Here is a 19,423-nt window from a genome sequence, read left to right on the forward strand (position 1 = left end):
GCCTCCCACCGTGCCGGAGCTGCGGAGGTGCGACTTCTGCGGCCGCGTCATCGAGCCCGGCACCGGCAAGATGTTCGTGAAGAACGACGGCACCATCCTGTGGTTCTGCTCCAGCAAGTGCGAGCGAAACATGCTGAAGCTGGAGCGGGACCCGAAGAAGGTGCGGTGGACCGAGCGGTACCGGGAGTTCAGGGCCGAGCAGCGGGGAGAGCTCTAACCCCACCAGTGCCGCTCCAGCACCCCGGCGGACCTTAGGGCCTCCTCCAGGTCCTCCTCCACGCCCTCCAGGAACTCCAGCACTTCTTCCATGCTCACGCTCACCGCCACCTCCGCCGCCTCCCGGGCCGCCTCGAACGTCTCGCCCAGCTCCTTCTCCCAGCGCTCCTGATACTCCTTCAGCCGCGCCGCGGACGGGTCCCCCTCGCTCGCCGCCTCCGCCGCCACCTCCCCCGCGATCCGACCGCAGATCAGGGCCGCGTTCAGACCGCCCCCGGTGAGCGGGTTCACCTGCCGGGCCGCGTCCCCCACCACGAGGATCCCATCATCGTACGTCCGCTCCAACGGCCCGCACACCGGCACCCCACCCACGTTCAACTCCACCGGCCGCGCGTCCTCCACGAGCCTCGAGAGCGGGCCGCGAAGCAGTTCGTCCAGCAGCCTCCTGGGCCTCCGTCCCCGGCAGCCCACGCCCACGTTGGCCCGACCCGCGCCCTTCGGGAACGTCCAGGCGTACCCGCCGGGGATGCGGTCCGGGTCGAACAGGATGGTGAAGGCGTCCTCGTACCGGACCCTGCCCACCACCTCGTACTGGGCGCAGGTGCAGAGCTCGTCCGGCTTCAGCGGGGGAACGAGCCCCGCGCTCCGTCCGACCCGCGACTCGATCCCGTCCGCCGCGATCACCACCTCGGCACGCACGTGCCCCTCAGAGGTTTTGACGCCCGCCACGCGCCCGTCCTCTCGGAGCACCCCTCGGGCCTCCGTCAGCAGCCGGAGCTCGGCCCCCTCCTCCACCGCGCGCGCCGCGAGCCATCGGTCGAACAGCTTCCGCTCCAGGACGTACCCGTGAACGCTCTCGACTTCGAACGTGCGCAGCCCGTCGGGCGAGGGCACGGCCAGGATCCCGCGACGAATCTCCTGGGCGATCCAGGGCCCGTCCGTGGGCACCTCGGCCTCCCGGAGGACCCGGGCGCTGATGCCCTCGGCGCACTGTTTGGGCACGCCGATCTCGGCGCGGCGTTCGAGGATCAGGACGTCGCAGCCCGCCCGCGCGGCCGCCCACGCGGCCATCGACCCGGCCGGACCCGCCCCCACCACGACCACGTCGTGCACGGTCGGTCACCGCCGGGAATCAGGTGGGACCGGGAGCTCGTCATCGGTCCCGTTCTCGGCTATTGGGCCTCTCATCACTCGGTCTGGAGGTCTCGGATGCCCTCCTTGGTGATTCGGAAGGGGGCCTCCCTCTGGGGCAGGTAGGGGGAGTCGATCACTCGGGCGATGCGGACCTCGCCCTTGGCGCGCCGCAGCATGATCCGGTGGGTGGCTTGGTGGGCGACGATCGTGCCGCCCACGGGCTCGTACTTGCGGCCCCTTCCCTTCGTGGCGGCCTCCACGTCGACGTGGACCTGGTTCGTGAACACGACCGCCACGTCGTGATCGGTCGCGATCTTCCAGAGGTCCTTCACGTGGTTGGCGAGCATGGTCTGACGCTCCTTCACGTCCTTTAGCCGGGGGAACTCGGCCCGGAAGTGGGCGGTGAGGGAGTCCACGGCGACCAGGCCCACGTCCTCGCGCTCGCAGAGCTCGTAGGCCCGTTTGGCCGCCTGGAGCTGCTCCTCCACGGACCCGACCTGCGTGACGTAGATGTTCCGGAGGGCCTCGCCCGGGTCCAGTCCGGCGGCCTGCGCCATCTGCTTGATGCGCTGGGGGGAGATCGTGCCCTCGGTGTCGATGAAAACGGCCTTGGCCTCCAGACCGCCCTCGGACTCTGGTAGCTGCACGTTAACGCAGAGCTGGAAGGCGATCTGGGTCTTGCCGGAGCCGAAGGGGCCGGCGAACTCGGTCAGCTCCCCGCAGCCGACGCCCCCGCCGAGGATCTCGTCGAGTGCGGAGGATCCGGTCGTGATCCGGTCCCGCTCGCGCTCGACCCGGTCCAGGGTGCGGAACTCCACCTCGTCCGCCTCGGCCACCGCGTCCCGCAGCTCATCCTGCAGGCTTTCCACCTCCTTCTCGGTCATGCCGGTCACCTCCGCCAGGTACTTCGGGTCCGCGTACACGAAGTCCTCGACGGTGAGGATGTCCTTCTCCTCAAGTCGCCGGATCACGTCTTCCGGCAGCAGGTCGAGCTCGTCCAGCCGGACCTCCCTACGCACGCTCCTCCCCCTCCAGCTCTCGGAGGAGTAGGGACGCCTCTCGCTTCAAATCTTCATCGTCAAGCGTCTGCCCCCGAAGCGCCACCGCATCGTAATCCTCCACCACGCCCTCGCCCCTCACCCGGACGACGACGGACACGTTGGCCCCCAGCAGCCGCTCCCGGAGCGTCTCCTCCTCGGCCTCCAGGAACTCCCTCGGGCTCTCGCAGCCCGCGAGGTCCACGGCCAGGTCGCCGAAGAAGGCCACCCGGACCGTCCCGGTCCCGTCGTCCACGACGAGGTTGAGCACGGGCCGGCGCTCGGGCTCGACGGGGCCGTGCTCCGGGCACTCTCCGTCCCGGACCGCCCGACCGCACCGGGGGCAGGCCTCGTAGTACCGGCGCCGGGCGTACACCGCGACCACGACGCCGGAGATCTCCGCCACGTCCCCTTCCTTCAGCTCCCGCACCCGGCGCTTGATCGCCGGTCGGACGGAGACCTCCGCCGGCTTCACGAGCCCGTGGGTGCGGAGCACGTTGATCACCGGGGTGCCGCCCCGGGTCGAGACCCAGCCCTCCACGACGGCGCCCTGGCCGTACTCCAGCTCCAGCGCGCGCTCCGCCGCGTCCCCCCACGCGTTCACCCGGGCCGAGCCCTCCTCGTCCGAGAGCCAGAAGTGCACGCGCTCCCCGGTGTCGGTGGGCTCGCTGACGACGATCCCGCGGACGCGCACGTACTCCCCGTGCCGGAGCTCGGACGTGGTCCGCTCGATCAGCCCCTCCGGGTCCTCGTGCTCGTCGATCACGCGCAGGCTCGTGTCCCGCTCCACCACGACCTGCGGGCTGCCGCGGAAGGCGGTCAGCCGCAGGTTCTCCCCGCGGACGACGTCCCCCTCCTCCAGCTCCCGCAGCCGCTCGACCGCCTCGTCGAAGGCCACGAGCGCGGCCGAGCGGGTCTCGTCGGCGATCACGGCCGTCGCCATCCGACCGCCGCTCTGGGTCTCGATGACCTCTGGGGCCCGAACCACCACGAACTCCGCGTCGAAGGACTTGAGCCCCTCCGAGATGGCCCGGTCCAGGGTGACGGGCTTCCGCTCCTCCTCGTTCGCCTCCATGAGATCCACACCCAGCTCGGCGGCTAGCGCGAGCGCGGCTCCCTCCTCCGAGATTCCCCACCGGTCCCGCAGCTCGCGCACCCGCTCGATCAGCTCCTCGCGAGGGCGGCCCGTGCGCCTCGCCAGCTTTTCAATCAGCTCGTCCACGTCGTACATGTCCCCACCCCCAGCTTTTTCAACGCCCGGCCGGGGCGGGCCGGGGGGTCGCGCCGTGGGCCGGGGCAGGACGATGGCGGAGAAGATCCTCTCCCGGGCGTCGGGGGAGGACGCGGAGGCCGGGGACCTGGTGATCGCCGAGGTGGACGTGGCCATGGTGCACGACATCACGGGCCCGATCACGGTGCAGCGGCTGGAGGAGATGGGGGTGGACCGGGTCTGGGACCCGTCCCGGATCGTCGTGCTGTTCGATCACCAGGTGCCGGCGGACTCGGTCGAGGCGGCGGAGAATCATAAGATGATGCGGGAGTTCGTGCGGGAGCAGGGGATCGAGCACTTCTACGACGTGCGCGAGGGCATCTGCCACCAGGTCCTGCCGGAGAAGGGTCACGTGCGCCCGGGCGACGTGATCGTGGGGGCGGACTCGCACACCTGCACGCACGGGGCGCTGGGCGCCTTCGCCACGGGGATCGGGTCCACGGACATGGCGGCCGTCTTCGCCACGGGCCGGCTCTGGTTCCGGGTGCCGGAGACGTACCGGGTGGAGCTCGTGGGGGAGCCGCCGGAGGGCGTGTACGCCAAGGACGTGGTGCTGAAGGTGACGGGCGAGGTCGGCGCGGACGGAGCGACCTACATGGCCATCGAGTACCACGGTGAGGTCGTGGAGAACATGAGCGTTTCCGATCGGATGTGCCTGTGCAACATGGCCATCGAGATGGGCGCCAAGACGGGTCTCGTGCCGCCGGACGAGCGGACGCTGCGGTACGTCCGGGAGCGCGCCGGGGACGAGGGCCGCCCGGTGCGACCGGACCCGGACGCGCGGTACGAGGCGGAGCTGCGGCTCGACGTCTCGGACCTGGACCCGCAGGTGGCCCGACCCTCGAGCCCGGACAACGTGGTCCCCGTGCACGAGGTGGAGGGGACCGCCATCGACCAGGTGTTCATCGGCTCGTGCACGAACGGCCGGCTCAACGACCTGCGCGTGGCGGCGGAGATCCTGAAGGGAGAGGAGGTGCACGACGACGTCCGGCTGATCGTGATCCCTGCGTCCCGGGAGGTGTACTCCCGGGCGCTGAAGGAGGGAATCCTCGAGGTGCTGCACGACGCGGGCGCCCTCATCTGTCCGCCCACGTGCGGCCCGTGCCTCGGCGGTCACATGGGAGTGCTGGCCGAGGGCGAGCGGTGCCTGGCCACGTCCAACCGGAACTTCCCGGGCCGGATGGGGCACCGGGAGTCGGAGGTGTACCTGGCCAGCCCGGCCACGGCCGCCGCGAGTGCCATCGAGGGGGAGATCACGGACCCGCGGCGCTACCTGTGACGGGGCCTCCCCCTTGCCCCGGATCGTACCCGTCTCCCTCCCCTACCTCGAGGAGCACCTGCGGATGCGTCCCTCCCGGGTCGTCATCCCCAGCACGCGGTACATCATGGAGGTGGTGAGGGACCTCCGGGCCCCTTGGCGCGGGGAGATCCTGGACGCGGGCGCGGGCTGCGGCTCGTTCGCGATCGCGGCGGCGGCCCTGGGCCCGTACACCGTGTACGCCGTCGAGCCGGACCCCGATCACGTGGCCGCCCTCGCGGAGAACGTCGCGGAGAACGCGGGGCTGCTGGAGGGCGACGTGCTGCCGATGGAGTGCGGGATCGAGGACTTCCGGGGCCGCGTGGACGAGGTCCTCACCGACCCGCCGTGGGGGATCAGGAGCGGGGTCTCCCGGCGGCCGAGCCTCGAGGCGGTCCGGGGGTTCCTCGAACGCTGCCTGGATTCCATTAAGGAAAGCACGGGAAGGATCGTCACCCGCTGCCCCCCGGAGTTCATCGAGGATCTCGAGGGGTTCATGCGGGAGCACGGGATGCTGCTGGACCGGGTGAAGCGGAGGCACAAGGCCGCGGTCCTCGTCTTCCGGTCCGAGGCGCACCGTGACTACCACCCGGACCGGGAGAGCGCGCTCGACGCCGCCCGGGGCGAGCCGGTGATCGTGGGTGAGGGGGGCCGGCTGGACCCGGACGCGAGGCGCTACAGCCTGATCACGGGGTACGAGAGTGGGTGGCACGTCTGGGAGGTCCCCAACACGGATCGGGTGAGGGCGTTCCTGAGGGGGTTCCTCCGCCGTGGGTAGTCTGGAGGAGATCCTGGCCGGGTTCCCGCTGAAGGAGCGATGGGTGTACCTCGACAACGCGGCCACCTCGCTGAAGCACGAGCGCGTGATCCGGGCCGTGGAGCGGGCGCTGCGCGAGTTCGGCGTGAACGTGGGCAGGAGCGCGCACCCGCCCGGTGAGGAGGCGACGCGGGCGTTCGAGCGGGCCCGGGAGACGGTGGCCTCGTTCCTGGGGGTGGATCCGAGGTGCCTGGCGTTCACGTTCAACGCGACGGCCTCGATCCACGCGGTGCTGTGCTCCCTGGACCTGGGTAAGGGGGACAAGGTCGTTACGACGGCCCTGGAGCATCACTCGAACCTCTCGCCCTGGCTGAGGTTCTCGGAGGTGCTCGGGTTCGACGTGGAGATCGTGGGTTTCGACCCGGAGACGGGGACCGTGGATCTGTCGGAGCTGGAGTCCGCGGTCGATGACCGGACGCGGGTGGTGGCGATCACGCACGAGAGCAACGCCCTGGGGTCGCTGCAGCCGGTGGAGGAGGTGCTGAGGCTGGCGGAGGAGGCGGGCGCGTACGTGCTCCTGGACGCCGCGCAGTCGATGGGCGCCCTGGACCACGACTTCTCGAGGTACCACTTCGTGGTGGCCCCGGGGCACAAGGCCCTGCTCGGACCGCACGGCACGGGCCTGCTGTACGTTCGGGAGGACGTGCTGGAGGAGCTGGAGCCCCGGCTGCTGGGTGGCGGGTCGACGGAGCGGGTGGAGGGCTCCTCGGTGGTGCCGAGCGAGCCCCCGCACGCGTTCGAGTCGGGGACGCCGAACCTCCCGGGCGTGATCGGGCTGGCGGAGGGCGTGAGGATATTGGAGGAGGTGGGGTTGAGGCGGGTGGAGCGGCGCGTGCGCCGGTTAACGGATCTGGTGCTCGAGGGGCTGCTGGATCTGGACGGCGTGGAAGTCCTGTGCCCGGAGGCGCGTCGGGCCACGATCGTGTCGTTCGTGGTGGACGGGAAGGGTCCGGACGAGGTGAGTCGGGAGCTGGGGGAGCGGGGAATCTGCGTACGATCGGGCACGCACTGCGCCACCCTGGTGTTCGAGAGGCTGGGGCTCGGGGGGTGCGTCCGGGCCTCGCTGGCGTTCTACAACGAGGGTGGGGAGGTGGAGGAGTTCCTGCGGGCGATGGAGGGGATCACTCGCCGCGGAGCCTCCTCCTGACCCGTTCCCGCCTTGAGCGCCGCTCCTCGCGGTACCTGCGCCCCGCCTCGCGGATCCGCTCGGCCAGTTTGGGGCCGACTCCCTCGACCTTCATCAGGTCCTCCTTCCTCGCCGTCAGGACCCGGTACGGGCTGCCGAACTCCTCCACGAGTCGGTCCGCGAGCTCGGGGCTGACCCCCTTGACCTCGAGGAGGTAGCGCCAGGCCGGGTTCTCCAGCGACTTGATCTCCTTGGCCAGCTCCGGTCCCACCCCGGGCACCTTGATCAGCTCGGACACCGGGGCCTCCTTGACCCGGGTCCACGTTCCGAACCGCTCCAGGAGTCGCTCGGCCTTCTCCAGGCTCATCCCGCGCACCTGCAGCATGGTCTCCGGGAAACCCTTAATCCGGGCGATCTTGCGGTCGGAGAGGCCCAGCTTTCGGAGCTCCTCCACCGGCGCCTTCCGGACCTCGGTGACGGAGCCGAACCGCCGCTTCAGCCTGTAGGCCGTATCCACGTCCAGCCCCTTGTTCACGAGGGTTCGGAGGCCCAGCAGCCGGGCGATCTTGGCGTCCCCGAGGCCGAGCCGGCGAAGCTCGTCCGGGGTGGCCTCCTCCTGGATTTTGGAAACGGATCCGTATTCTTTCAGCACCCGCTCGATCTCCTCGGGGGTCAGCCCGGCCTCGCGGAGGGTCCTGTACCCCGGGACCAGCTCGGCCACGGCGGCGTCGCCGATCCCCTCCACCTCGAGGAGCTCCGTCACCCGCCTCTCCTCGATCGCCCGGCCCACCTCCCTGGCCGAGCCGAAGTGCTCGATGAGGCGTCGGGCCCGGGCGCGGCCCACCCGCTCCTCCAGCCACTCCTTCCACTCCTCCTCCGACCGCTCCCGGCGCCGGGCCTCCCGGCGCCGCTCGACGCGCTCCCGGGCCGCGTACACGATCCGCTCCGCCAGCTTCTCCCCCAGCCCCTCCACCTTCTCGGCCAGCTCCTCCGGGTTGAGCTCGGCGAGCCGCTCCAGGTCGTAGTCGACGGCCTCCAGCACGCGCTCGGCCAGCTTGGGTCCGACCCCGTCCACGCTCAGGAGGAGCTTGAACTCGGGCCCCTTGATCTCGGCGGCGGCCTTGGGCGTGGCGCCGAGCTCGCGCAGCCTCTCGTACGGGACGTTCCGGGCGATCTCCCTCAGCGAGCCGTACTTCTCGTACAGCTCCACGGCGGTCTCCAGGTCGAAGGCCTCCAGGAGCTTCTTCGGCACGTTCTTGATCTCCGCGATCTCCTCGTCGGAGAAGCCGAGCTCGCGCAGCTCCTTCACGGGCCGTCGGCGGATCTCCGCCGCGGAACCGTACCGGCGCTTCAGCTCGTCCGCGCGCTCCAGCGAGCCGACGATCCGCTCGAGCGTTTTGAGCCCCTTCAGGTCGCGGATCTGGGCGTCGGTCAGCCCGTCCTCGCGCAGCTCCTCGACCGAGGCCTCCCGGATCTTGGAGTACCCGCCGTACTTCTTCAGGAGGTACTCGGCGCGCTCCCGGTCGATGCCCCGGATGGAGGTGAGGGAGGAGTACCCGGGGACGAGGCTCCGCAGGGCCTTCTCGCCCACGCCCTCCACCGAGGCGAGCTTCTCGATCTCGAACTCCCGGGCCAGCTGCTTGACCCGCTCCGGGCTGCCGAAGGCCCGGATGAGCCGCTCCGCGGTCTTGCGCCCGATCCCCTCCCGCTTCGCCAGCTCCGAGACCTGGATCTCCAGGACCGCCCGGTACGCCTCCTCGGAGATCACTCCCTCCTCCCGCATCCGCTCGACGTCCCGGAGGTCCGCGCCGAGGATGCCCGCGATGGACTCGAAGTGCTCGATCAGCTCGTCGGCGACCTCCGGGTCCAGCCCGTACTCGTCCAGGAGTCGGGCGAGCGTGCGGTTGACGGACTTGGCCTCCTCGAGGGTGAGGTCCGGGCAGGCGTCCTTCAGGGTGCGGTACGGGGCGGTGGCGATCGTGGAGATGGAGCCGTCGAAGGCCTTGGCGAGGCAGAGGGCGACGTCCTCCCGGAGCCCGTACTGGTCCTGGAGCTTGATCGCGCACTCCACGATCCGCTGCTCCAGGTAGCGCTCCATGAGCTCCCGCTTGTGCTCGATGATCCACCGTCGGTCGAGTCGGCGGCCCAGGTAGCGCTCGGAGAGCTCCTCCAGCCGCTCGTACATCTCCTCCAGGAGGGCGTCCCGGCGGCGGACGTGCCGCTTGGCCGCCCGCTCGTCGTAGTCGATGTTGACGACCACGCGCGCCCAGAGGCTGTAGATCCCGCTGCTCTCCGGGTCCTTCTCGCCCTCCACCTCCGCGACGGAGAGGCCCAGCCGCCGGGCGATCTCGTCGTGCGGGGTCCAGGGGTCCTCCCGCAGGATCTCGAGGATGCGCTCCTCCTTCTCGTCGATCGGGACGTCGTACCGCTCGATGAGCCGCTCGAACTCGCCGGCCATCTCGGGCGGCACCTCGTCCACGGTGAGGGGCATGAGGTCCACGCGGCCGTAGCGGACGAGGATCCGGTACAGGGCGGGCTGCAACGGGTTCCTCTTCACCGCCCGCACCTCGATCGCCGGCACCCGCTCCTCCTCCACCTCGAGCGCCTTGGCGATGGCCTTCCAGCCCCTCCGGTACACGATCGCGTACCGGGCCGGGGAGCCCCCGGTGGACAACCGCTCGACGCGCTCGTCGAAGTTCACCCCGCGGACGATCACGTTCCGGTACCGGTCCTCGGTCGGGTCGATCGAGCAGGCGTAGGAGCCGGTGAGCAGGATGAAGTTCTGGTGCACCTCGAGCAGCTCCTCGTCCCGCTTGGCCTCCGAGGATCGGTCCATCAGGTACCGGGTGGCGAGGACGCCGTCGTAGGCCTTCACGCCCTTCAGGAAGGTCTCGAGCTCCTCCTCGTACTCCCGCTCGGATCCCACGAACTCCGCGTCGTACACCAGGGCCACGCGACTCACCCTCTCTCCCAGCGTTTGGACAGTCGGTCGGCCAGCCGGAGCGGCTCGGGCCACTTACCGCCTCGGACCAACCGGAGGACCCACTCGACCGCGTCGCGGTGCGAGCAGCGGTGGCCGGGACTCACGACGAGCGGGCGGCAGCCCGACCGGGTGAGAACCAAGTGCCCGACCTTCTCGCCCCGGTGGAACAGCGGGACCGCGTCGCCCACCCGCTCGGGCTCTCCCCGCGGCCTCCCCACGAGGGGGCGGCGCGCGACGCCGACGGTGGGCCGGTCCAGGGCGACGCCGAGGTGCGAGGCCAACCCGGCCCGTCGGGGGTGGGCGATGCCGTGGCCGTTGACGAGCAGGAGGTCGTAGTCCAGCCCCTTTAGGACCTTTAGGGCCGGGGGACCCTCGCGGAACGCGAGGAACCCGGGCTCGTACGGGCGCCGCACCCGGCCCTCCGCGGTCCGGGTCTCGAGCGGCTTCAGGGTGTCCGCGTCCACCACGACCGCCGCGGCCCGGTACCGGTCACCGCGGTACGAGACGTCCACCCCGGCCACGCGCTCCGGCGGTTCCTCGAGCGGCTTCAATCGAACCAGCTCGGCGACCCGGCGCTGGATCTCGAGCATCTCCTCCCGCGTGTCGGCCTCGAACCACTCCTCTACCTTCTACCACCCCCGAGCCGTGCCCTCGGGCTCCGGATCACCCGGGTGATGCAGTCGGGGGGCACGGTTCCCTCGACCACGTACACGTGCTTTCCCGCCCGCCGGGGGACCAGACCGCGCCTGCGCAGCCGATCCGCGTCCACCACGAGGATGACCGGGTCGTCCGTGTGGCGGAGGGCGACGTGCAGGGCCTCGCGCTCGTCGTCGGTCAGGTGGACGGCCCGGCGCCCCATGGGCTTGATGCCCTCGCGGCGGATGGAGGGCAGGTTCTCCCGGGCCGTGCCGTGGTACAGGGTCTTCACCTCGTGATCCTTGGGCAGGGTGGGGCGGACGTTGAGCCGGCGGGAGTGGCCGTACCGGGCGCGGATCCGGCCCCGCTCGTCGATCTCGAACCGGCCCTTGGGGCAGGTCTCGGCCACGGCGATGATGTGCTCGCCGGTCAGCCATCGGTAGTACTCCCGGTTCTTCCAGTACCGCTTGATCCGCTCCGCGAGCTCGTGCACGTCGCAGTCGGTGAACCCCTCCTCGTCCAGCCGGACGTTCACCTCCTCTGGGAAGTGCCGCAGGATGCCGGAGAGCAGCTTGCTCAGGGCCAGGCGCCGGCGGCCGTCGAGGAACTCCTTCGTGCGGGCCCCGCAGCGATCGCACACGTCCTCCTCGGTGTACCGGCCGCAGCGGGGACACACTTTAATCGGCTTCATCGCGATCACCCCGGAGGGTTCGGTCGGCCTAACCCTCGGGGCCGTCCCCTGGGGGCCGTGCGCGTGTCCTGGATCATACGGGTGGAGGATCTGGTCAAAGAGTTCGAAGGGTTCAGGCTGGAGATCCCGGAGCTGGAGGTTCGCGACGGGGACGTGCTGGGAATCCTGGGGGAGAGCGGCGCCGGTAAGTCGGTCTTCATCCACACGCTGAAGGGGTTGGACGACTACCGGCCGGACGAGGGTCGGGTGCTGTACCGGGTGGCCCGCTGTCCGGAGTGCGGGTGGGCGGAGCGGCCCGCGATGGTCGGGGAGGAGTGCCCGAAGTGCGGCGACGGTGAGCTGGAGGAGGACGTGGTGGATCTTTGGGGGGTCCCGGACCGCGAGCGGCGGCGGTTCCGGAAGCGGATCGCGATCATGTTCCAGCGAACGTTCGCCCTGTACGAGGAGCAGACGGTGCTGGAGAACGTGATGGAGGCGCTGCTGGACGCGGGGTACTCCGAGAGTGAGGCTGCGGAGCGCGCGGTGGAGCTCATCGAGATGGTGGAGCTGGAGCACCGGGTCACGCACCTGGCGCGGGACCTGAGCGGCGGTGAGAAGCAGCGGGTCGTGCTGATCCGGCAGCTGGCCAAGCGGCCGATCGTGTTCCTGGCGGACGAGCCGACGGGCACGCTGGACCCGGAGACGGCGGAGATCGTGCACCGGGCCCTGCGGGAGGGGGTGAAGGAGGCGGGTATCACGATGGTGATCACCTCGCACTGGCCGGAGGTCATCGAGGACATCTCGGACCGGGTGCTGTGGCTGGAGAACGGTGAGGTCGTGGAGGTCGGGGAGCCGGAGGAGGTGGTGCGGAAGTACCTGGAGCGGGTGGAGGAGGTGGAGAAGGAGGAGGTGGAGGTCGGCGAGGACATCGTGCGGGCCAAGGACGTGAAGAAGTATTACTACTCGATCGAGCGGGGCGTGGTGAAGGCGGTGGACGGCGTCTCGCTCACGGTGCGGGAGGGCGAGATCTACGGGATCGTGGGCAAGAGCGGGGCGGGTAAGACCACGCTGGCGAAGATCCTGGCGGGCGTGCTGGAGCCCACGGAGGGCGAGGTGTACGTGCGGATCGGGGACGACTGGGTGGACATGACGGACAAGCGGGAGCGGGGCCGGGCGAAGCGGTACATCGGGATGCTGCACCAGCAGTACACGCTGTACCCACACCGGACCGTGCTGGAGAACCTCACGAAGGCGATCGGGATCGAGCTGCCGGACGAGCTCGCGAAGATGAAGGCCGTGCACGTGCTCAAGGCGGTGGGGTTCGACGAGGAGCGGGCGGTGGAGATCCTCGACCGGTACCCGGACCAGCTGTCCGAGGGCGAGCGGCACCGGGTGGCGCTGGCCCAGGTGCTGATCCGAGAGCCGCGGATCCTGATCCTGGACGAGCCGACGGGCACGATGGACCCGGTGACCATGCGCCGAGTGGCCAAGTCCATCCTGAACGCCCGCAAGGAGATGAACCAGACCTTCATCATCGTGTCCCACGACATGGACTTCGTGGAGATGGTGTGCGACCGGGCTTCGCTGATGAGGGACGGGAAGTTCGTGAAGACGGGGGACCCGAAGGAAATCGTGACCGAGCTGACGCCGGAGGAGCGCGAGGAGATGGTCCGAGAGGGGGAGTCTTAGGTGGGGCCCGAGGAGGGCTGGCCGGACGCGCCCCCTCACGTGTGTCGAGGGGGCCCGCCGGAGGCGCTCGCCTTCTGCTGCCCTCCCGTCAAACCCTGCCCGATCTTCCAGGCGCTACGGAAGGCGGGGCTGGACCCGGAGGAGTACGTGGAGCGCAAGAAGAAGTTCGCGGAGAAGACCCCGCTGAAGGCGGGGGAGGAGACCTGCTTCGGCAGCCTGGTCTGGTGCTGTAAGGTGACCAAGCCGTGCCCGCTTCGGGACGCGGCGATGAACCGGGCCGGGCTGACCCCGAACGAGTACATGTGGTGGAAGAAGCAGCTCGCCGAGTACCTGCTGGGGAGGAAGGATCTGGACGAAATCCTGGAGGAGGCTCGATCGGTGGACGAGGACACCGTCCAGGCCGTCGCCGAGGCGGCGGACGTTTCCGAGGAGGAGGCGCGGAGGGCGCTCGAGGAGGCGGACGGTGACCCGGTGAAGGCGGTGAAGCTGCTCAAGTCGAGGCGGGAGCGTGAGTAGATGGCCGACCGGGAGTTCCTGATCGCCCACATCTCCGACCTGCACGTGTCCCCGCTGAGGAGGAGCTGGGATCCCAGGACGTTCAGGGACGGGATCGAGCTGCTGGAGGACGTGAACCCGGACGTGATCGTCGTCACCGGAGACATCACGGACAACGGGCTGGCCCGGGAGTACGAGGAGGCCCAGTCGCTGCTGGACGAGCTGGAGCGGGTGGCGAGCCGCGTCGTCCCGGTGCCCGGGAACCACGACGCCAGAAACCTCGGTTGGATGGTCTTCGAGGACACCTTCGGGGACCGGTACCGGGTCGAGAAGGTGGCCCCGAGGCTGTACATCATCGGGGCGGACTCCTCGGAGCCGGACGTGAACTACGGGCAGCTGGGCCGGGAGCGGCAGGAGTGGCTGGAGGGCGTGCTCGACCGGATACCCAAAAGCGCCTGCATCTGCCTGGCCATGCACCACCATCTGATCCCGGTTCCCGGCTCGGGCCGGGAGCGGAACGTGCTCGTGGACGCCGGAGAGGTGCTGAACCTGTGCCTAAGGTTCGGGGTCGACGTCGTGCTCTGCGGGCACCGACACGTCCCGTTCGTGGCCAAGGTGGAGGACACGGTGGTGGCGAACGCCGGCACGTTCTCCTCCACGAAACTGCGCGGGTACAGCCGCAACAGCTTCAACGTCATCGAGTTCTCGGATGAGGCCGTCACGGTGTGGCTGCAGGAGATCGTGACCGAGCGCCGGATCGAGATGGCCAGGTACCGGCCCGTGGTGCGGGAGGGCGAGTACCGGCTGGTGAGGGAGAAGGGCCTGAAGGACCTACTCAGAGAATCGGTTTGAGCCCCCGCTTCCTTACCTCCTCCACCGCCCGCTCGTACTCGCGGAGGAGCCGGCGACCGAACCTCGTCAGCCTCGCACCCCCACCCTCGGCACCACCCCGCCTCGTCTCGACGATTTTCCGACCGAAGGCCCGTTCCAGGGACTGGAGGCTCCTTCTGGCGTACTCGTACGACCACCCCAGCCGCTCCGCCGCCCTCTTCACGGCCCCCTCCCGCTCGATGGCGAGCAGAAGGGCGTAGCGGCCCGGGCCCATCACGGGGCGCCCGTCGGTGCACAGGAACACCTTCACGCGCGCCTCCAAGCTCACCCGGACCCCAGGATCGAGCGCACCAGCTCCTCGTTCCCGCAGTGCTTGAGGAGCGCCTTGGTCAGCTTCCGGCGCCCGTACCACGACAGGACCTTGATCGCCAGCTTGATCATCGGGCTGTGCCCTACGGACCGGGCGTACTCGCTGTACAGCGTCGGCAGCCACCTGAGGTCATGGTCCGCGCACTTGACGATCACCTCCCAGTGGGCGTCCGTCAGCCGCTCCGGTGTGAAGAAGTCGTGCTCGCGCAGCCGGGAGTCCCCGATCGGGACGAAAAACAGCGGGACGATGAAGCTCTTGTAGTCGCGCAATCGATCGAGCAGCTCGGCGGTCTTCGTCACGTCGTCCTCCGTCTCGCCCGGGAGCCCCAGGATCAGCGTGCCGCACGGAACCCAGCCGTGGTCGTTCATGATGCCGAACGCCTGCTCGACCACGTCCGGCCACTCCTCCACCTTGAACGGGGCAACCTTACCGGGCATGTGCTCGGCCATCAGGCGCGGACTGCCCGTCTCGACCCCCACCTGCGCGCCCATCCACGGGACCTTCGTGCCCACGCCCAGGATGTCCGAGACCTCGCCCAGGCGCTCGTCGAACAGGCAGACCGTGGAGAGGGCCACGTGACTTACGCTGACTTTTTCCACCCCGGGGTGCTCGGCCACGGCCGAAAACAGCTCGATCACGGCCTCCACGTTGGGGTACACGCCGTCCGCCTTGTACCGCAGCACGTCCTCCGCGTGCAGCAGGATCTTCCCCTTCCCGCTCCGGACGATCGCCTCCACGTCCTTGAGGATCTTGCCCAGGGGGAAGCTCCGGAGCTTCCTCATGTCCGGGCTGCAGAACTTGCAGCCCCGACCGCAGCCGCGCGCGATCTCCACGATCCCGTTGGTGGTGGGGTTGACGAGGGTGGGAATGTCCTCCGGGTCAACGGGACGTCCCTTCACGACCTCCGGCCCGCGGTCACCCTCCTCGATCCGGCGCACGACGTCCCCGACGACGTACTCCCCCTCGCCTTTGATCAGGAAGTCGATGCCGAACTCCGGGAACCGGTCCTCCACCTGCCAGGCCCCGGGGCCTCCCATGAACACGCCGAACCCGTGCTCCCGCTTGAGCCTCCGGATGCGCCCCATCAGCTCCTCGAAGCAGATCTTCATGTAGGCGGGCTTCCCGGAGAAGGACGTGAACGTGGTCGTGGCCGGACCCATCCCCTGCGGGTCGATCTCCGAGACGCCCACCGCGATCGTGTCCTCGTCCACCGCCCGCTCGATCGCGTCCGGGTGCGCCACGAGCACGTCGTACCCTTCCCGACGCAGCTGCGCCTCGATCCGCCGCACGCCGAGCGGGGCCTCCTCCACCTCGCCCGTCTCCCTATCGTAGTCAACGCTGGGACAGAAGACCTTGAAGTACACCCAGTCCGGAATCATACCCTTGGGCACGCAGGCGCTGAAACCCATGAACATTCCACCGTGATAATTGCTGGCCAACGTGCGGTCCATCGTTAACACAACTTCAGGCAACCGGGTGAACCCCCGCGGACTCGTCTCATGCCCCGTTCCGAATACTAACTCTTACGCCTCAGCACCGCCACGGTGAAAGGGGAGAGCTCCCGGAGCCCGTCCAGGTCGCGCACCAATCGCTCGTCCCCGTACCAGAGGCGCTCCCCCGCCAGCACGTCCACCCGCACGCCCGAGCGCTTCAGCTCGTCCACGAGCTCCGAGGGTCGCACCTTCCCGAACAGGACGGCAGTGGTGTACCCCTCGCGAACGAGGTCGATCACCTTCTTAACCTCTTGGCGACTGTGCAGGTTCACGTGCCGCTCCACCTCGTGGAATCCCCGGCCGAACCGGGCCATCAGGGCCTGGAGCGAGGAGACCCCGGGCACCACCTCCACGTCCTCGAACAGGGCGGTCGCCAGCCGGCCCACGCCCATGTACATCGGGTCGCCCCGGGCCAGGACGACCGGGCCCCGCGGGGCCACCTCCTCCAGCACGTCCCGAACGGAGCCGTTCCACGTGACCAGCTCCTTCTCGGATAGGTCCAGCTCCACCTCCACCCTCAGCCCGTCCAGCTCCCGGAACATCGACTCGCTGCCCACGAGCAGGTCCGCCCGCTCGATCCGCTTCAGGGCCTCTAGGGTCAAGAACCGGCGCGGGTTGGGACCCACTCCGACGACCTCCAACCGCAACCCCGGGCGTGGGTGGGTATGCTCGGGTTAAAGGCTTCCCAACACTGCGAGGGCTGCCCCGGCGCCCGCGCCGAGGGCGAGCACCACCCCACCCTGGAGCTGACCACCGAGTGCCCGCACCGGTGCCCGCACTGCTACTGCCGGTACGCGCTGCGGAGGGGGGTCAGGATCCGGCCCGGCCTGTACGGGGAGATGGGCGGCTGCCTGACCGTGTCCCAGTACGGCGAGCCCACGGTGCTGGGGACGCGCCTGGTGGAGATCCTGCGGCGGGTCCGGGAGGCCGGGACGTTCGACCGCATCGACCTGCAGACGCGCGGGTGCCGGCCCGATCTGGCCGGGGAGCTCTCGGACCTGTGCGACCTGATCATGGTCAGCGTGGACACGCTGGACCCCGACACGTACGAGCGCCTGCACGGGGGAGAGGCGGAGCGCGCTCGGGCCTTCCTGAGCGGGGTCGAGGAGGGGCTGATCGTGCGCTCCCTGTTCCTGCCGGGGATCAACGATGACCTCCCGGAGGAGCTGGCGGGGATTGACTGCGACCCGGAGGAGGTGTTCGTGCAGCCGCTGATCCCGTTCGGGGACGCCGTGGAGCGGCTCGGCCGGCTGGGGCTCGATCCGGATCGGTTCGACCTGGTCGGGGAGCTGTTGGACTGGGTGGAGGGGTTCCGGGAGCTGGGGTTTCGGGTGACGGCCCCGGCCTGCTGGCTGGACAGCCTCGAGAGGGCGCTCCGGGAGCTGGGGGAGGAGGTGGATCCGCGGTGGCTGCGGTACGCGCCGGAGCCCGGGGTGCCCCGGCCGCGCCGGAGGTTCGTCCCGCTGGACGAGTTCCTAGCCCGACTGGAGTGACTCCAGCGCCTCGCGGGCGGCCTCCACGAACCGGTCGTTCTCCTCGGGCAGCCCCACCGAGACCCGGACGTACCGCGGCTCGTCGAGGCCCTCGAAGGTGCTGCAGTCGCGGATGATCACGCCCCGTCGGAGCAGCTCCTCCGTGAACGTGGGGGCGTCCGTTCCCGCCGGGCCCACGTCCACGAACAGGTAGTTGGCCTCGGACGGGTACGCCCTTGTCCCCGGGAGCCCGTTGATGCGCCGCCGCAGTCGCTCCCGCTCCCTCCGCACCAGGTCCACGGTTCGCCGCACGTGCTCGCGGTCCCGGAGCGCCGCGGTCGCGGCCGCTGCGCTGGGTCGGGTGAGGCTGAACACCGGCTTGACGCGTCGGAGGTGCTCGATGAGCTCCGGGTCGGCGACGGCGTACCCGACCCGGGCCCCGGCGAGCCCCAGCGCCTTCGAGCACGTGCGTAGGACGAGGACGTTGTCGTACTCGAGGGCCAGCGGCGTGTAGTCGTGGTCGGCGAACTCCACGTACGCGTGGTCGATCAGCACGACGCCGGGGCACTCCTCGATCGCGTCGCGCACGAGCCGCTCCGGGAGGGCGTTCCCGGTCGGGTTGTTGGGCGTGCACAGGAACGCGATCCTCACGTCCTCCAGGGCCTCGAACAGTCGATCCTCGTCGGGTTGGAACCCCCGCTCGGGGTCGAGGGGGACGTGTCGGACGCTACCCCCGGCCGCCCGGGTGGAGACGCCGTACTGGGAGAAGGTTGGCGCGAGGGTCAGGACGGTGTCGCCCGGGTCGACCGTGATCCGGACGAGGAGATCGATGATCTCGTCCGCGCCGTCCCCTCCCACGATCAGTCGGTCCTCGGTGACGTCGACGGGTTCCCCGGCGGGGTACGGGGGGTCCGCCAGGTACTCTCGGATGGCGTCGAAGAGCTCGGGCGGGGCGAGGGGCTCCGGGTACTCGTGCAGGCGGCGGAGCTCCCGCTCGGCCGCCTCGACGGCCCGGGGCGGGGGGCCCAGGGGGTTCTCGTTCGATCCGAGCTTGACGATCTCGTCCGGCTCGACCCCGTACTCGCGCGCCAGCTCCTCCTTGGACTTGCCCGGGGTGTAGGGTTCGAGCCTCAGCACGTGCCGTCGGATGCGCACGGGGGCTATCCCCCGGTGGGGGCAAGAGCGTAGGCGATCCAGACGGCGGTGAGCCCGGTGACGAAGATGGCGTCGAACGTGCCGGCGCCCCCGATGCTCAGCACCGGGGCGTTCCCCAGGCGGATGGCGCGTCGGAGGTGGAGCAGGTCGGCCCCGATGAGGGTGCCCAGGGTGCCGGCCACGTAGGCGACGCTGGCCGCCTGTCGGAGGTCCAGCGCCAGGGCGATGACGCCGGCGACGGTGGCGGGGACGAAGAAGGGGACGGCAATCCCCACTCCCGGGATCACGCGGGCGGTGGCGTAGGAGACGGCGGTCGTCGCGGCGGTGTCGAGGAGGTACCAGAGCCACAGGTGCGGTCGGGTGGCGATCAGGTAGCAGGAGACGGCCAGCGGGACCGCGCAGCCACCGAGGTTGATCGCGATGGTGATCTCCTCGGTCGATTTCAGCGGGACCGGGTAGGCGATACCCCAAAAGGAGTAGGTCTCGTGCTGGACCGTGACCGACCGTCGGATGCGTCGAATCGGGATGTTAACGGTGCTTCCGAGGATGGAGAGCAGTGAGAGCAGGAGGGCCGTTCGGGGCTCGAGGCCCAGGGCCCGGAAGAACCCGGGGATGCTGATGAAGTACATGAACGTCATCAGGAACGAGAGCAGCAGCCAGAGGGCCAGTAAAACCATGAATACCCGGGAGGAGGGCCGGTGGACCACCCGCCCGTTCAAGCCGCTCACCCCG

19 protein-coding genes are annotated in these 19,423 nt (G+C 69.8%); 8 read left to right on the top strand and 11 right to left on the bottom strand.

Going from position 1 to position 19,423, the window contains the following annotated elements; translation table 11 throughout:
- The first annotated feature begins 10 nt into the window (after positions 1–10).
- The gene (locus tag ACXJJV_RS03375) at positions 11–217 is read left to right on the top strand and encodes a 50S ribosomal protein L24e (RefSeq protein WP_456466761.1); all 207 of its coding nucleotides are present in this window, start codon (positions 11–13) and stop codon (positions 215–217) included.
- On the opposite strand, the gene ACXJJV_RS03380 is transcribed toward ACXJJV_RS03375, so the two are convergent.
- The 3 genes from ACXJJV_RS03380 to ACXJJV_RS03390 all read right to left on the bottom strand — a co-directional run bounded on the left by ACXJJV_RS03380 (position 214) and on the right by ACXJJV_RS03390 (position 3,618).
- Entirely contained in the window at positions 214–1,329 is a 1,116-nt protein-coding gene (locus ACXJJV_RS03380; RefSeq protein WP_456466762.1) for an NAD(P)/FAD-dependent oxidoreductase, read from the bottom strand. The two genes, ACXJJV_RS03375 and ACXJJV_RS03380, sit on opposite strands and share 4 nt — an antisense overlap.
- A gap of 74 nt (positions 1,330–1,403) precedes the next feature.
- The gene (gene radA, locus ACXJJV_RS03385) at positions 1,404–2,369 is read right to left on the bottom strand and encodes a DNA repair and recombination protein RadA (protein WP_456466763.1); all 966 of its coding nucleotides are present in this window, start codon (positions 2,367–2,369) and stop codon (positions 1,404–1,406) included.
- The gene (locus ACXJJV_RS03390; protein WP_456466764.1) at positions 2,362–3,618 is read right to left on the bottom strand and encodes a hypothetical protein; all 1,257 of its coding nucleotides are present in this window, start codon (positions 3,616–3,618) and stop codon (positions 2,362–2,364) included. Before ACXJJV_RS03390 ends, radA begins: the two co-directional genes overlap by 8 nt.
- A gap of 73 nt (positions 3,619–3,691) precedes the next feature.
- On the opposite strand from ACXJJV_RS03390, the gene hacA reads away from it, so the two are divergent.
- The 3 genes from hacA to ACXJJV_RS03405 are packed head-to-tail and all read left to right on the top strand — an operon-like array spanning position 3,692 to position 6,918.
- Entirely contained in the window at positions 3,692–4,936 is a 1,245-nt protein-coding gene (gene hacA / locus ACXJJV_RS03395; protein ID WP_456466765.1) for a homoaconitase large subunit, read from the top strand.
- Between the two features lie 13 nt (positions 4,937–4,949).
- Complete coding sequence (locus ACXJJV_RS03400) at positions 4,950–5,732, top strand: 50S ribosomal protein L11 methyltransferase (protein ID WP_456466766.1); 783 nt, start codon at positions 4,950–4,952, stop codon at positions 5,730–5,732.
- Positions 5,725–6,918 (top strand): aminotransferase class V-fold PLP-dependent enzyme, encoded by a 1,194-nt coding sequence (locus tag ACXJJV_RS03405; RefSeq protein ID WP_456466767.1) that lies wholly within the window; start codon positions 5,725–5,727, stop codon positions 6,916–6,918. The genes ACXJJV_RS03400 and ACXJJV_RS03405 overlap by 8 nt, the downstream gene beginning before the upstream one ends.
- On the opposite strand, the gene ACXJJV_RS03410 is transcribed toward ACXJJV_RS03405, so the two are convergent.
- Genes ACXJJV_RS03410 through ACXJJV_RS03420 form a run of 3 tightly spaced genes read right to left on the bottom strand, consistent with a single transcriptional unit; the run spans position 6,893 to position 11,207 of the window.
- Complete coding sequence (locus ACXJJV_RS03410) at positions 6,893–9,850, bottom strand: helix-hairpin-helix domain-containing protein (RefSeq protein WP_456466768.1); 2,958 nt, start codon at positions 9,848–9,850, stop codon at positions 6,893–6,895. The genes ACXJJV_RS03405 and ACXJJV_RS03410 overlap by 26 nt on opposite strands.
- A gap of 5 nt (positions 9,851–9,855) precedes the next feature.
- Positions 9,856–10,470 carry an endonuclease V gene (locus ACXJJV_RS03415; RefSeq protein ID WP_456466769.1) on the bottom strand — a complete coding sequence of 205 codons (615 nt, stop codon included), beginning with the start codon at positions 10,468–10,470 and terminating at the stop codon, positions 9,856–9,858.
- Between the two features lie 32 nt (positions 10,471–10,502).
- Positions 10,503–11,207, bottom strand: coding sequence for an RNA 2'-phosphotransferase (locus ACXJJV_RS03420; protein ID WP_456466770.1), 705 nt, complete (start codon positions 11,205–11,207; stop codon positions 10,503–10,505).
- Between the two features lie 63 nt (positions 11,208–11,270).
- Here ACXJJV_RS03420 and atwA point away from each other — a divergent pair, with 63 nt between their 5' ends.
- Genes atwA through ACXJJV_RS03435 form a run of 3 tightly spaced genes read left to right on the top strand, consistent with a single transcriptional unit; the run spans position 11,271 to position 14,222 of the window.
- Entirely contained in the window at positions 11,271–12,875 is a 1,605-nt protein-coding gene (gene atwA, locus ACXJJV_RS03425; RefSeq protein WP_456466771.1) for a methyl coenzyme M reductase system, component A2, read from the top strand.
- Positions 12,876–13,391 (top strand): methanogenesis marker 9 domain-containing protein, encoded by a 516-nt coding sequence (locus tag ACXJJV_RS03430; RefSeq protein WP_456466772.1) that lies wholly within the window; start codon positions 12,876–12,878, stop codon positions 13,389–13,391.
- A complete protein-coding gene (locus tag ACXJJV_RS03435) occupies positions 13,392–14,222 on the top strand; it encodes a metallophosphoesterase family protein (RefSeq protein WP_456466773.1) in 831 nt (276 codons plus the stop codon).
- Here ACXJJV_RS03435 and ACXJJV_RS03440 read toward each other — a convergent pair.
- The 3 genes from ACXJJV_RS03440 to ACXJJV_RS03450 form a co-directional block, all read right to left on the bottom strand.
- Positions 14,206–14,529 (bottom strand): winged helix-turn-helix domain-containing protein, encoded by a 324-nt coding sequence (locus ACXJJV_RS03440; protein ID WP_456466774.1) that lies wholly within the window; start codon positions 14,527–14,529, stop codon positions 14,206–14,208. The two genes, ACXJJV_RS03435 and ACXJJV_RS03440, sit on opposite strands and share 17 nt — an antisense overlap.
- On the bottom strand, positions 14,526–15,980 hold the full coding sequence (locus ACXJJV_RS03445) for a radical SAM protein (protein WP_456466775.1): 1,455 nt from the start codon (positions 15,978–15,980) through the stop codon (positions 14,526–14,528). Before ACXJJV_RS03445 ends, ACXJJV_RS03440 begins: the two co-directional genes overlap by 4 nt.
- A 107-nt stretch (positions 15,981–16,087) precedes the next feature.
- Positions 16,088–16,705, bottom strand: a complete 618-nt coding sequence (locus tag ACXJJV_RS03450; RefSeq protein WP_456466776.1) for an SAM-dependent methyltransferase — start codon at positions 16,703–16,705, stop codon at positions 16,088–16,090.
- 24 nt (positions 16,706–16,729) lie between these two features.
- Here ACXJJV_RS03450 and ACXJJV_RS03455 point away from each other — a divergent pair, with 24 nt between their 5' ends.
- Positions 16,730–17,557, top strand: a complete 828-nt coding sequence (locus ACXJJV_RS03455) for a radical SAM protein (protein WP_456466777.1) — start codon at positions 16,730–16,732, stop codon at positions 17,555–17,557.
- Here the strand turns inward: ACXJJV_RS03455 and hisC are convergent.
- Together hisC and ACXJJV_RS03465 are read right to left on the bottom strand one after the other, a co-directional pair.
- Positions 17,540–18,691: a histidinol-phosphate transaminase gene (gene hisC / locus ACXJJV_RS03460; RefSeq protein WP_456466778.1), complete on the bottom strand. Its 1,152-nt coding sequence runs from the start codon at positions 18,689–18,691 to the stop codon at positions 17,540–17,542. The genes ACXJJV_RS03455 and hisC overlap by 18 nt on opposite strands.
- Positions 18,692–18,696: 5 nt before the next feature.
- Positions 18,697–19,410 (bottom strand): DUF1614 domain-containing protein, encoded by a 714-nt coding sequence (locus ACXJJV_RS03465; RefSeq protein ID WP_456466779.1) that lies wholly within the window; start codon positions 19,408–19,410, stop codon positions 18,697–18,699.
- Positions 19,411–19,423 lie beyond the last annotated feature (13 nt).

This window comes from Methanopyrus sp. (genome assembly GCF_053997775.1).